The 13,888-nt window shown below is 52.9% G+C and carries 10 protein-coding genes; 8 read left to right on the forward strand and 2 right to left on the reverse strand.

Annotation, left to right across the window (positions count from 1 at the left end; genetic code table 11):
* Positions 1-91 precede the first annotated feature (91 nt).
* A complete protein-coding gene (locus Q9I99_RS10645; RefSeq protein WP_301667976.1) occupies positions 92-2,884 on the forward strand; it encodes an autotransporter outer membrane beta-barrel domain-containing protein in 2,793 nt (930 codons plus the stop codon).
* Between the two features lie 491 nt (positions 2,885-3,375).
* Positions 3,376-3,516 carry a hypothetical protein gene (locus Q9I99_RS10650; protein WP_301667977.1) on the forward strand — a complete coding sequence of 47 codons (141 nt, stop codon included), beginning with the start codon at positions 3,376-3,378 and terminating at the stop codon, positions 3,514-3,516.
* Positions 3,517-3,811: 295 nt separating this feature from the next.
* Here the strand turns inward: Q9I99_RS10650 and trkA are convergent, their stop codons facing one another.
* Both trkA and Q9I99_RS10660 read right to left on the reverse strand, forming a co-directional pair.
* Positions 3,812-5,224 carry a Trk system potassium transporter TrkA gene (gene trkA, locus Q9I99_RS10655; RefSeq protein WP_301667978.1) on the reverse strand — a complete coding sequence of 471 codons (1,413 nt, stop codon included), beginning with the start codon at positions 5,222-5,224 and terminating at the stop codon, positions 3,812-3,814.
* A gap of 97 nt (positions 5,225-5,321) precedes the next feature.
* Complete coding sequence (locus Q9I99_RS10660) at positions 5,322-6,845, reverse strand: fumarate hydratase (protein WP_301667979.1); 1,524 nt, start codon at positions 6,843-6,845, stop codon at positions 5,322-5,324.
* A gap of 807 nt (positions 6,846-7,652) precedes the next feature.
* On the opposite strand from Q9I99_RS10660, the gene Q9I99_RS10665 reads away from it, so the two are divergent.
* From Q9I99_RS10665 to Q9I99_RS10690, 6 genes are all read left to right on the forward strand, one after another.
* Positions 7,653-8,291 (forward strand): 2Fe-2S iron-sulfur cluster-binding protein, encoded by a 639-nt coding sequence (locus Q9I99_RS10665; protein WP_118818060.1) that lies wholly within the window; start codon positions 7,653-7,655, stop codon positions 8,289-8,291.
* Positions 8,291-9,919 carry an FAD-binding protein gene (locus tag Q9I99_RS10670; protein WP_301667984.1) on the forward strand — a complete coding sequence of 543 codons (1,629 nt, stop codon included), beginning with the start codon at positions 8,291-8,293 and terminating at the stop codon, positions 9,917-9,919. Before Q9I99_RS10665 ends, Q9I99_RS10670 begins: the two co-directional genes overlap by 1 nt.
* Positions 9,916-11,169 (forward strand): complex I 51 kDa subunit family protein, encoded by a 1,254-nt coding sequence (locus tag Q9I99_RS10675; protein ID WP_301667980.1) that lies wholly within the window; start codon positions 9,916-9,918, stop codon positions 11,167-11,169. Before Q9I99_RS10670 ends, Q9I99_RS10675 begins: the two co-directional genes overlap by 4 nt.
* Before the next feature lie 355 nt (positions 11,170-11,524).
* The gene (locus Q9I99_RS10680) at positions 11,525-11,707 is read left to right on the forward strand and encodes a hypothetical protein (protein ID WP_301667981.1); all 183 of its coding nucleotides are present in this window, start codon (positions 11,525-11,527) and stop codon (positions 11,705-11,707) included.
* 1 nt (position 11,708) lies between these two features.
* Positions 11,709-13,160, forward strand: coding sequence for a DASS family sodium-coupled anion symporter (locus Q9I99_RS10685; protein ID WP_301667982.1), 1,452 nt, complete (start codon positions 11,709-11,711; stop codon positions 13,158-13,160).
* A 30-nt stretch (positions 13,161-13,190) separates the two neighbouring features.
* Entirely contained in the window at positions 13,191-13,574 is a 384-nt protein-coding gene (locus Q9I99_RS10690; RefSeq protein ID WP_301667983.1) for a hypothetical protein, read from the forward strand.
* The last annotated feature ends 314 nt before the right edge of the window (positions 13,575-13,888 follow it).

The raw sequence follows: 13,888 nt of genomic DNA on the forward strand, positions 1-13,888 counted from the left end.
CAATTTTTTTTTTTTTTTTTTTTTTTTTTTTGGTGTGTCAATGATTTAAGCATATAATATAAAAATTATATGCTCTCAAAATGGAAAACTAATGAAACAAAAGAAGACAGTTCAGTGCATCTTACTTGGTTTTGCAGCCGCTTCTATGCACGCTCAAGGGGCGGATGCTGCAAGCAGTGGAACGATAGAGAAGACAGACAACTACACCCTCGTCCTCGCACAAAAAGGGCAAGAGAACAACTACACCTACGATGGCGAAACCGAAGTCAAACCCTTAAATTCCCTCATCATTGCCGCCAATGGCGGTACGAACAACATTACGATAAAAGGCAAATTGGCAGACGGCTCAGCCGATGCCGCGCCGACGATTGACAATAAATCGATTCAAACAAAGATAGGCACAAACGGTTACACGTACACATTAACCGAAACGTACACACCGGGACGGCATAGGGGTGGTGCCGTGATGTTGGCGGATGAAAGCTATGAGGGCAAAAACAACATCACTTTTGAAAACGTAACCATAGCCGCCCATAACGCGCCTGCCGGTATTTTGTCTTATGACCAAATCAATGGTTCTAGCACCTTGGCGCCGGCGACGCTTACCTTTAAAGGGCGCAACACCATCAATGCGGATGCGGACGCGAATGCCAACCCCAAAATCGACGGTATCCTATTATTAAATAATAATGTCAAAGTGGGGGAATATCGTCTTGTTTCCGAAGAAGGCTCGACACTGGACATCAACATCAAATCAGGAAAAGCGGTAGGACAAGGCATTAGCGCCAACCACTATAGTAGCAAAAGACCCGATCCTGCTTTTCCAAGCATCACCACAATAGAGTTTAAGGGCGATGTGAATATTAAAATCGATAGGAACGGACAGGACGAGGCGGAAAACAACGGTTTCGGCTTCTATTCAAGCTCAAGTATAGGCAATAAGAAACAGCTTCCGGAAGGCTCCAAAATGGAAGCGGTCTTCCGTGGAAACGTCGATATCGATATAACGCCGGTTTATGACGGGCAGGGCAGGCCGAAAAGCATAGGCAGCGCGTTTGCGATTGACGGGAAAAACAGCAAAGTCGAGGTTGTCGGCGGGGAAGACAAGGTTGTCAAAATCAAAGGCGATATTTTCGCCTACAACGGCGGCAGCGTGAGCGTAAACCTCGCCAACAAAGATTCTTATTTTGAAGGGGAAGCCCATATCGGGAAAAGGAGCTTTGCCAAAGGGAAAGATATGTTCGGCGAAACCGTGGATGCCGATGAAAAAGTGCTGCCCACTAAAGACGCTACCGACAAGGAAAGGGCAAAGGTTGAGAAATGGATTCAAAAATTAAATGACCCGAACACAAAAGAAAGAACGAAAGAAACGTTAAAGAAAAGCATTGCCAGGTCAGAAGAAAAAATCAAAGAATATGAAGATTTCTTTGACGAAAACGGTTGGATTAAAGACAGCGCGATCGACGACAAGACAAACAACACCGTCAACCTCAAAATGAGCAACGGCGCGCGCTGGAAAGTTACCAATGATTCAATGCTGAAAGAGTTGGATTTGTCGGAAGGCGCGCAGGTCGAATTTAGCGACAACAATAAATTCGTCAAAGTGTCCGTGAGCAAGCTCAAGGGTGATGGCGGCGTGTTCAAAATGTATGGCGACATCGTCAAAGGCGAATCGGACAAGCTGATTACCCGAAAAGGCAGCGAAGGCGTACACATCATCGAATATGAAGACAATGCCAAGGCACCAACGACGGGCAGGGAATTTTTAAAGCTGGTCGAAAACAAGGGCAATCAAGAAGACAATAAAGCATCATACAAATTGAATGTCCGCTGTACGGAACAGGGAGGATGGTGTTTTGCCTTGGATGAGTCGGAAAAATCCAAATATGTCGAAATTACCCCCGACGGCAAGCGGGACTTCTACCTTTTCGCGTCAACATTGTCGACGGGCGCATCGAGCGGCGTCCTCTTCGGCGAGGCTTTGTATCAGTTGAACGCGGTTTCCGATGAAACGCTGGTGCAGCGTATGGGCGAAATCCACGCCGACGGAACGCCGCAGGAAGACAACAACGTTTGGATCAAACGCGTCGGCGGAAAATTCGCCGGCAGCCGCAGCGATTACCGCGTGGGCGGCTACAGCAACCGCTATTGGGGCTTTGCCGGCGGCTTCAACAGGATGGGGTTCGGCGACAAATGGATTCATTACAAAGGGCTGATGCTCCGCCACCTCCAATCGTCCTACACCCCCGAAGACTACGCCGGCATCGGCAAAATCTACGGCAGGACGGCAGGCGTTTATTCCACCTGGCTCAATCGGGAAAGCAGGGCTTATTATGATTTGGTCGCCAACATCGCCCGATATAAGGGCAGCTACGGGCTGACCAATTACTCCGGAGTCCATGTCGAGTCGGACGAGGCGCGCCTGAATGCCTATATGCTTTCCGCCGAAACCGGCAGGCGGATGGAAAAACAGGACGGCGGCAAAACCTATTGGTGGCAGCCGGAAGCGCAGTTGTCCTACTGGTTTACGCGCGGCTACGGCTTTTCGCTGTCAAACGGTCTGTCTGCCGAAACGGACAACTTCCGCAGCCTGCTGGGGCGGTTCGGCTTTCGGGCGGGCGTGGACGGTTTGGACGGCGGCAGGCTGAATATCTACGGCAAGCTGATGTACAAACGCGAGTTTATCGGCACGATCCGCCACAGGTTCAACGGCTCTGCCGTAGAGGAATTCAAACACCGTGGCGGCTGGTTGGAATACGGCTTGGGCGTGGTGCACCGCAATGCCGAAAACGGACGGCAGCTTTATTTTGAGGCGCAAAGGTCTTCGATGCACACGATGCGCCAGAATTGGCAGGTCAATATGGGCGTGCGCAGTATGTTCTGATGCGCGGATGCGCCTGAAAACAATCCGGAACGGTCAGACGCGTTCCGGATTGTTTTTTTGTCGGGGCGGTTTGCCGCCATATTAAAACAGGCGGGCGATGCCGTCTGAAGCCTGACAAGGCATTAAATGCCGTCTGAAACTCCGTCATTCCCCTGCTGTCCGCAACTTTTTGTCATTCCCGTGAAAACGGGAATCTAGAACCTCAAATTTTCAGATAATCTTTGAATATTGCCGTTGTTCTAAGGTCTGGATTCCCGCCACTTTTCGTCATTCCCGCGAAAGCGGGAATCTAGAACCTCCAAATTTTCAGCTAACCTTTGAATATTGCCGCTATCCCAAGGTCTGGATTCCCGCCTGCGCGGGAATGACGATTTGGAAATTACCCGAAACCCAAAAAAAAACCGAAACCGAACACACTAGATTCCCACTTTCGCGGGAATGACGGAATTTTAGGTTTCTGTTTTTATGGGAATGACGGCGGAGGGTGGACGATGCCGTCTGAAGCCCGTCAAAGCCCACAATGCCGTCTGAAACCCCGTCATTCCCCCTGCTGTCCGCAACTCTTCGTCATTCCCGCAACCTTCCGTCATTCCCGTGAAAACGGGAATCTAGAACCTCAAACTTTCAGATAATTTTTGAATATTGCAGTTGTTCTAAGGTCTGGATTCCCGCCTGCGCGGGAATGACGATTTAGAAATTATCCGAAACCCAAAAACAACTGAAACCGAACAGACCGGATTCCCGCTTTCGCGGGAATGACGGAATTTTAGGTTTCTGTTTTTATGGGAATGACGGCGGAGGGTGGACGATGCCGTCTGAAGCCCGACAAGGCATTTGATGCCGTCTGAAGCCGGGTTTCTTCCGACGAGGGGATGGCGGCAAATCAGGAATCCCGATGCGGCGGCAATGTGTCCGGAATGGGGCGGTTTATCCGAAAAAGCCCATTTTGACTTGGATGAGTTTTTCCAGTTCGTTCAGGATGCGCCGGCGCGAAACGAAAAAGATGATGTGGTCGCCGTCTTGGATGACGGTTTCGGTATGGTGTCCCATAATGGTTTCGCCGGTTTCGGCGCGGACGACAGCGGCAATGTGGCAGCCTTCGGGCCATTTGATGCCGCTGATGCGCCTGCCGATGATGGCGGAAGTTTTTTTGTCGCCGTGTGCGACGACTTCGATGGCTTCCGCCGTGCCGCGCCGGATGGGGTGGACGGCAACGATGTCGCCGCGCCGGATGTGGGCGAGTATCGAGCCGATGGTGATGAGGTGGGGGGAGACGACGATGTCGATTTTGTTGCCTTCGAGCAAATCGACGTAGCTTGAGCGGTTGACGATGCCGATGACGCGCTTCGCGCCGAGGTTTTTCGCCAAAAGGGCGGACATAATGTTGCTTTCGTCGTCGTTGGTCAGGGCGCAGAATACGTCGATTTCGTCGATGTATTCGTTGTCGAGCAGGGTTTCGTCGGTTGCCGAACCTTGCAGGACGAGGGTGTTGTCGAGGTTTTCGGCTATCCATTCGGCACGGCGCGGCCGGCATTCGATGATTTTGACGTTGTATGCGTGTTCGAGCTGCTTGGCGAGGCGGTAGCCGATGTTGCCGCCGCCGGCAATCATGATGCGGCGGGTGCTGGTTTCTTTGGGGCGCAATTCGGGTATGACCGCGCCGATGTTTTCGGCAGCGGCGGCAAACAGGATTTCGTCGCCTTCGATAATGACGGTTTGCGGCGTGGGGACGATGAGGCGGTTGTTGCGGTAAACGGCGCAGATTTGGCAGTCGGCCCCGTCGGGCAAATCTTGGGCGATGTCGGCGATTTCGCGGTTGACGAGCAGCCCGCCGCGCCGCGCCTGTATGATGACCATCCGCACGCGGTCGTCTGCAAAACGTAAAACCTGCAATGCGCCCGGGCAGTCTATCAGGCCGGCAAGCTGTTCGGTAACGAGCTGTTCGGGGCTGATGGTTTCGGTTATGCCGAATATGGAAAGGCTGCCGTTTTCGTTGTTTTCGAGCTTGGGGCTGAGGTATTCGAGGTATTCGCTGGAACGGACGCGCGCGATGCGGCCGGGGATGTTGAACAGGTCGGCGGCAACTTTGCAGGCGACGATGTTGGTTTCGTCGCTGCGGGAGAGCGCGAGCAGCAAGTCGGCATCTTCCGCGCCGGCGCGTTCTAATGTGAAGGGGGATGCGCCGTTGCCGAAAACGGTTTGGACATCGAGGCGGCTGCCTGTTTCCTGCAATGCTTTTTCGTCGATGTCGATAACGGTTACGTCGTTGTTGGGTATGGAGGCAAGGTTTTGTGCGACGGTAGAACCTACCTGTCCGTTGCCTAAAATGAGGATTTTCACGGTGTGGGTCGCCGGGTGATGAAATAGTGGATTGTACCGCAACCGGGGGCGGAAATGCCGTCTGAAGGCAGATTTTGCGTTCAGACGGCATTGCGCCTCAAGATTCGACGGGGATGATGCCGATTTTCGCCTGCCATTGGCGCGGGGCGGTGGCGTGGATGGATTCGCCTTTGCTGTCCACGGCGACGGTTACGGGCATATCTTTGACTTCAAATTCGTAAACGGCTTCCATACCCAATTCGGGGAACGCCAAGACTTTGGAAGATTTGATGGCTTTTGCCACGAGGTATGCCGCGCCGCCGACCGCCATGAGGTACACGGCTTTGTTGTCGGCAATGGCTTCGCAGGTGGCCGCGCCGCGCTCGGATTTGCCGATCATACCCAAGAGGCCGGTTTGTTCGAGCATTTGGCGGGTGAATTTGTCCATGCGGGTGGCGGTGGTCGGGCCTGCGGGGCCGACGACTTCGTTGCCGACCGGATCGACGGGGCCGACGTAGTAAATCAGGCGGTTGGTGAAATCGACGGGCAATTCTTCGCCTTTGTCGAGCATATCGACGAGGCGTTTGTGTGCGGCATCGCGGCCGGTGAGGATTTTGCCGTTCAACAGCAATACGTCGCCGGTTTTCCAGCTTGCCACTTCTTCTTTGGTCAGCTTATCGACATCGACGCGTTTGCCGTTGTCGGGGCTGTAAGTCAAATCGGGCCAGTCTTCGACGCGCGGCGGTGTGAGTTCGACAGGGCCTGAGCCGTCCAATTCAAATTCGACGTGGCGGGTGGCGGCGCAGTTGGGAATCATAGCAATCGGCTTAGAAGCGGCGTGGGTCGGGTAATCGAGGATTTTCACGTCCAACACGGTGGTCAGACCGCCCAAACCTTGCGCGCCGATGCCCAGCGCGTTGACTTTTTCAAAGAGTTCGAGGCGCAGGGCTTCTGTGGTGGACAATTCCGCGCCGGACGCGGCTTTTTCCTGCAACTCTTGAATGTCGATGTGGCTCATCAGGGATTCTTTCGCCATCAACACGGCTTTTTCGGGCGTACCGCCGATGCCGATACCCAAGATGCCGGGAGGACACCAGCCCGCACCCATGGTCGGGATGGTTTTCAGCACCCAATCGACGATGTTGTCGGACGGGTTGAGCATGGCGAGTTTGGATTTGTTTTCAGAACCGCCGCCTTTTGCCGCGCAGGTTACTTCGACTTTGTCGCCCGGCACGATGCTCATGTGGATGACGGCAGGCGTGTTGTCTTTGGTGTTTTGACGTTTGCCGGCAGGGTCGGCGAGGACGGACGCGCGCAGGGTGTTGCCTTCCCAAGTGTAGGCGCGGCGCACGCCTTCGTTAACCATCTCTTCGACGCTCATGTTTGCATCCCATTGCACATCCATACCGACTTTCAAAAACACGGTTGCGATACCGGTATCTTGGCAGATGGGGCGGTTGTTTTCCGCACACATACGGCTGTTGACCAAAATCTGCGTCATCGCATCTTTGGCGGCGGGATTTTCTTCCTTCTGCCACGCCTTATAAAGCGCGTCGATGTAGTCTTTCGGATGGTAATAGCTGATGAATTGGAAGGCATCACAAATGCTTTGGATAAAGTCTTCCTGTTTGATGACGGTCATGATTGTGTTCCTTTTCAAGGTTGTGGCGGTAAGTGTCTGCTGCTGTTTTAAACAACCTTTTTGAAGGCTGTTTTTTATCAGCTTGAAATAGTGCCAGCGTTTGTACGGTAAAGACAATACATAATTCTAATCTATTGATTATCAATTTGTTTTAATAAAATACTGTTTTACTCGGATTTTGATATTTGTAATCTTTGCCTGTTGCCTGTGATGGAAATAAAACTACAAATATGTTTGGTAATTTTAGGTTTTTTATAAATGCCGTCCGAACCTGTCCGAATATCCGTTTTAACGGCATAAAAATTATTCTCAATAATTTCAATCTGATTTCAATCGCTTAAAGGATATAACGACAGCAGGGAGTTGTCATATATGAAAGAGGAAATTTTGACTGAAGTCAAACGCATTTGACTTTTTGAAATTTTACAACTTATTTTCCAAATATCAGAATTTTCAAAAAATATACATATATTACAGTAATATATATATTTTTCACTAGATTGCAATAATGAGAATGGATTGTATTTTTCTGTTTGTTTTTTCTGTTTTTCAGACGGCATTATTTATAAACTTATTGAAAAATAATTATATTTTAAAATTTCGTACATAAATTTTGTCAACAATATATGTTTCTATGGCAATTTTGTAGTTTAGTAACGATAAGGCACAAATTCTGATAAACTATGTTTCACATAAGAAACATTAAGTTATAAACATATTCATAGTACGCGAGAGGAAGTCCTTGTTCCTCTTGTGTAACAAAAATACACAATACCAAATCTACTATCCTTCCAACAGGACACTGCCATGAGTGAAAATTTGTTAACCCTGACCATAGACGGACACGAGGTCAAGGCCTCCGCCGATTCGTCCATTATCCAAGCCTACGCTCGTTCCGGTAGCGCGATTACCGCCAATGTCGGCTGCATGGGGCAGGGCGTATGCGGTTCGTGCCGCTGCATGATCCGTAAAGAAGGCGAGCGCGAGGTAACGACTGCGTTGGCGTGTGAAACCAAAGTCGAAGAAGGGATGCAGGTCAGCTTCTTGGACTACTTTATCCCCGAGCATATCCAGTATTACGACGTGGGCGAAGTCGGCGACGGCTGGAACTGGCTGGACGACACCGCCAAAGCCTTTCCCGAAGCGCAAAATTGCCGCCATTGCGGCGGCTGCAACCGCGCCTGCCCCAAAGGTTTGGAAGTGGAAAACGGCGTAGCGCAAGTGGTATCGGGCGACTTCGGTGCGGCTGCGCTGACCTTCGACCAATGCGTGATGTGCAACCTCTGCACCCTTTCCTGCCCGGAACACATCCGTCCGAACCACTTGGGCCTGTTCGCACGCCGTATGAAAGCGGCGCGTACGTTGCGCCCTGTGGATTTGATGCGCCGCCTGCGCGAAATCGACAGCGGCAAAATGAAAGTCGAATTTGAAGGGGAGTCAGTGTGATAGTGAATAAAATCCAAGGCATAGACTACGAAACCGCCCTTGCCAACCTGCGCGCGTCCTCATTGGAACTGCGCGGCGATTTACCTGAAAAAAACGAATTGCTGAGCCGGTTCCATCCCGATTATCAGGCAAATGCGCGCGTGAAGCTGCCCATCGGTCCGAACGCGGGCGATTACTGCCATCCCGATTTGGCGAAACTCTTAATCAGCCGGCCGCTGATTGACGATTATGATTTGTCGGGCGCGGAACATTTGAACACTGACGTATTGGTCATCGGCGGCGGCGGCGCGGGTGCGGCGGCGGCGTTGTCTGCGACCGAAGCAGGTGCGCGCGTGATTATGGCGAACAAGCTGCGTATCGGCGACAGCAATACCGTAATGGCGGAAGGCGGCATTCAGGCGGCAGTCGGCGCGGAAGACAGCCTGCAGCAACACTTTGACGACACCATCAAAGGCGGCCACAACGCAGGCAAAAAAGAATTGGTGGCGCAAATGGTTACCGACGCGCCGTCCGCCATCCGCTGGCTGATTGGTTTGGGCATGACCTTCGACCTTGCCAATGGCGCGGACAGCAACGGTATGCTAAGCCGAAAACGCGCGGGCGGTACGACCGTGCCGCGTATTTTGAGCTACCGCGACTTTACCGGCCTCGAAATGATGCGCGTACTGCGCGAGGCGGTCGAACTCGACGAAAACATCACACAGCTCAACCGCCACCCCGCCATCGAATTATTGTCGGACGAACACGGCCGCTGCGTCGGCGCAATTTTGTACGATTTGGAAAAACGCTCTTTGGTATTGGTTCACGCCAAAGCCGTGGTATTGGCGACCGGCGGCAGCGGAAGGCTGCATTTGCAGGGTTTCGCCACTTCCAACCACTACGGCGCAACCGCAGACGGCCTGGTGATGGCTTACCGCATCGGCGCGAAACTGCGCGATGTCGATTCCTTCCAATACCACCCGACCGGCGTTGCCCATCCGCCGCACTTGGCGGGCGCGCTGATTTCTGAAGCCGTGCGATCCGCAGGCACCAAGTTGGTCAACGGTTTGGGCGAACGTTTCGTTGACGAATTACAGCCGCGCGACGTTGTTGCCGCCGCCATTTTGCGCGAGTGCCGCGAAGGCCGCGGCGTAGTACGCGACGGACAGGTCGGCGTGTTCCTCGACACCCCGCGCCTGATTGAAAACGATCCTGATGTATTGAACCGTTTGGTAACACTCGGCCACGTCGCCCATAAATGCGGCATCGACCCGGCCGTCGAGCCTGTAATGATTCATCCGACCCTGCACTACCAAAACGGCGGCGTCGAAATCAACGGCGACGGCGCAACCTGCGTTGAAGGCCTCTATTGCGCCGGCGAAGTAACCGGCGGCATCCACGGCCGCAACCGCCTGATGGGCAACGCGCTTTTGGACATCATCAGCTTCGGCCGCCGTGCGGGTAAAGCCGCCGCAAATTGCGGACTGCCGCTGAAAAAAGTGCGCGGCGGTGTCGGACACGTCCACGACCTGCAACGCGAAATGACCCGCGCCGGACTGACCGGCGACATCAAAGCCCCCATTTTATATCCCGACTACGGCAAATTCGATTTGCGCGAACACGCCGGTTTGCAGGAGCAACAATCATGAATCAAGCCAATCAAAACTTACTGCACCCGTCCCGCCAAGTCGGCGCGGATTTGGCCGCGTGGCGCAAAGTCGGCGGCGGCGAAGGCCTGCTGGCGGCACTTGCCGATCCTCAAAGCATTGTTTCCAAACTGCAAGAAGCCAACCTATGCGGTATGGGCGGTGCAGGTTTCCCGACTTGGCGCAAATGGGAGGCGGCGGTTGCCGCGCAGAGCAAACACGGCGACAAATACGTCGTCTGCAATGCCAACGAAGACGAACCAGGTACGTTCAAAGACCGCGTGTTGCTGGCGAAAACGCCGCACCAAGTCATCGAAGGCGTATTGATTGCCGCCGTCGCCTGCCGCGCCAACAAAGCGGTTTTGTACGTCAACCCTCATCAGACCGACTCCATCGCTTCCATCACACCCGCCATCGAGCAATGGAAAAACAGTGATTTGTTTATCCGCATCGAAAACTACTTGGGCAAACCTTTGGACTTGCAACTGGTCGAAACGTCAGGCCGCTATATCGGCGGCGAAGAAACCGCCGTGATTTCTTGGCTGGAAGGAGGTTTCCCGTTCCCGCGCCGCAAGCCGCCGTTCCCTGCCGAAAGCGGTGTCAACGGCGAGCCGACCCTGATCAACAATACCGAAACCTTCGCCAATATTCCGCAAATCCTTGCCAAAGGCGCGGAATGGTACAAATCGCTGGGTTTGGGCGATGCGGCCGGTACAAAACTCTACTCGCTCTCCGGCGACGTATTGAATCCGGGTCTGTACGAACTGCCGATGGGCACGACCCTGCAATCGCTGATTTACGATCACGGCGGCGGTATGCTCGAAGGCCGCACGTTTAAAGCCGTGTTTACCGGCGGCCCGTCAAACACGCTCCTGACCGTCAAAGATTTGGACGTGCCTTTGGACTTCGTGTCCGTGCGCGAACGCAAATCCAGCCTCGGCACGGGCGCGATGATTGTGATTTCCGAAGGAACCAGCGTCGTACGCAAAGTAGCCGAGTATGTGGAATTTTTTGCGTCCAACTCATGCGGACAATGCCCGCCGTGCAAAGGCGGTACGTTCCAACTTTCACGCCTGCTCAACCGCGTGGATACCGGCATCGGCACTTCAGACGACCTGCGCGCCTTGCAAAGCCTGTGCCAACTGCTGCCCCGAAGCGGCCGCTGCGGCCTGATTGACGGCGCGGTTACCGTGTTGCAAAGCTCGCTGCGTACCTTCCCCGAAGAGTACGGACTGCCGGCGGAGCAGGATTAATCCAATACGGCGTTTCAGACGGCCTTTTCTATATAAGAGGTCGTCTGAAAAATACCTGTAGTATTTGTTAGGTTTCGCAACCGAACCTTCCCAAACTACTTGCCAGATGCTTTGCCAGCAGAAAAAACGATACAGTGTATCTTGAGGTTTTGCCCTCTCCCTAACCCTCTCCCACGGGGAGAGGGGACGGCTTGCAGAAAATCCGATAATGGTTGATTTTCAAAGTCATTATTCCCTTTCATCGTGGGAGAGGGGAACGGATTGCAGGAAACCCGATAACGGTTGGTTTTCAACGCCATTATCCCCTCTCCCCGTGGGAGAGGGTTAGGGAGAGGGCAAAGCGAAAAAACACAAAGTGCAAAACGCAAAACTCAAGAAATGCCGTCTGAAAAAGATGGCGGCACGAAACTCGCATTACCCAAAAGAAAAACATCAAAACAACCACACCCAAACACGTTCAGACGGCATCTCCCCCGCCCAAATCAGGCACACGCCGTCTGAAACCCGATTTTCCCGATACTTCAAACTAGGAGACTAATATGGGCTTCAAGCCAATTCCTGCGGCGGCCGCGCTCGCGCTGACGCTGCTTATCTGGTTCGTCATCCCTGTTCCCCAAGGCGTATCGCCCGACGCGTGGCATCTTTTGGCACTGTTCGTCGGCATCATTGCCGGCATCATCGGCAAAGCGATGCCCATCGGCGCAATGGCGGTTTTGGGCATTACCTTGGTCGCGCTGACCGGCGTAACCAACGAAAAAGCCGCCGACGCGACCAAAGACGCTTTGAGCAGCCTCAACAACTCGTTAATCTGGATGATCGGTATCGCCATCATCATCTCGCGCGGCCTGTTGAAAACCGGTTTGGGGATGCGTATCGGCTACCTTTTGATTTCCCTTTTCGGCAAACGCACGCTGGGCGTGGGTTACAGTTTGGCACTAGCCGACTTGGTCATCGGTCCGGTAACGCCGAGTAATACTGCGCGCGGCGGTGCGATTGTGCATCCGATTATGAAATCCATCGCACTGAGCTTCGACTCTGACCCTGAAAAAGGTACGGAAGGCAAAATTGGTAAATACCTTTCACTGGTCAACTTCCACTCCAACGTAATTACCTGTCTGATTTTCATCACCGCCACCGCACCCAATCCGCTGGTAGTCGAATTGGTTGCCAAAGCCACCAATTCACAAATCCAACTCTCTTGGGGTACTTGGTTCTTGGCAATGGTCGTACCCGGCCTGCTTGCTATGTTGCTGATGCCTCTGGTGCTGTATTTCCTGTATCCGCCCGAAATCAAACAAACGCCTGACGCGACCGCCCTTGCCAAAGAAAAACTGAAAGAAATGGGCGCGATGAAGCGCGACGAAAAAATGATGCTCGGCATTTTCGTGATCCTGCTGCTGTTGTGGGCGGGCATTCCCGAAATGCTGGCCGGCGTGAAAGTCGATGCTACCGCCACCACCTTCCTCGGCCTGAGCCTCTGCCTTTTGAGCGGCGTCCTGACTTGGGACGACGCACTGAAGGAAAAAAGCGCGTGGGACACCATCGTTTGGTTTGCCGCCTTGGTGATGATGGCGAACTTCCTCAACAAACTGGGGCTTATCGGCTGGCTGTCCGAATCCATGCAAAGCGGCATCGCCCATTTGGGCTTGGGTTGGGAAGCCGGCTGCGCCCTGCTGATGCTTGCCTACCTCTACGCCCACTACGTTTTCGCTAGCGGCACGGCACACGTTACCGCGATGTTCGGCGCGTTTTACGGTGCGGGTCTGGCATTGGGTGCGCCGCCTATGCTGTTTGCCCTGATGATGGCGGCCGCCACCGGCATAATGATGTCGCTGACCCACTACGCCACCGGTTCCGCTCCTGTAATTTACGGCTCAAACTACGTCAATATGGGCGAATGGTGGAAGGCAGGCTTCATTATGAGCGTTATCGAAATCCTGATTTTCGCCACAGTCGGCATTTTGTGGTGGAAAGCTTTGGGTTACTGGTAAACCGCCGGCCGTTTGAATGTTAAGGAAAAAATGCCGTCTGAAACCGTTTCGCATTTCAGACGGCATTTTGGGTTTCGGCGGGCTGAAGCCCACCCTGCAATATTGCCGCCAAGCGGTACGGACGCAAAAATAATGGCAGGGCGTAATGGTAGGGTGGGCTTCAGCCCACCGCTTCAGACGGCATCGTCCACCCTCTGCCGTCATTCCTGCATAAGCGGGAATCCAAACCATTGGGCAGCAGCAGCCTTAAAGGTTATAAAAGACTCGTCATTCCCACGAAAGTGGGAATCCAGACCATTGGGCGGCGGCAATATTCAAAGGTTGTCTGAAAACTTGGAGATTCTAGATTCCCGCTTTCGCGGGAATGACGAAGTTTCAGACGAGATTGAATACTTTGATGCTTTGGTGGGCTGAAGCCCATCCTACGATATAAAAATGCCGCCAAATGGTATGGAAGCAGAAACAATGGTAGGGTGGGCTTCAGCCCACCGCTTCAGACGGCATCCGCCCCCGCCGTCATTCCCGCACAGGCGGGAATCCGGATCGTTCGGTTTCAGCCGTTTCCGATAAATTCTTGCAACTTTGAGTTTCTAGATTCCCACTTTCGTGGGAATGACGTGATACAGATTCCCGTTCTGCATCACAATATAAAAACATATAAAAAACATTGTAATATCAAGCAATTCATTTTTTTTTTTTTTTTTTTTTTTTTTTTTTTTTTTTTTTTT

Source organism: Neisseria basseii (genome assembly GCF_962707005.1).
GTDB classification, from domain to species: Bacteria; Pseudomonadota; Gammaproteobacteria; order Burkholderiales; family Neisseriaceae; genus Neisseria; species Neisseria bergeri.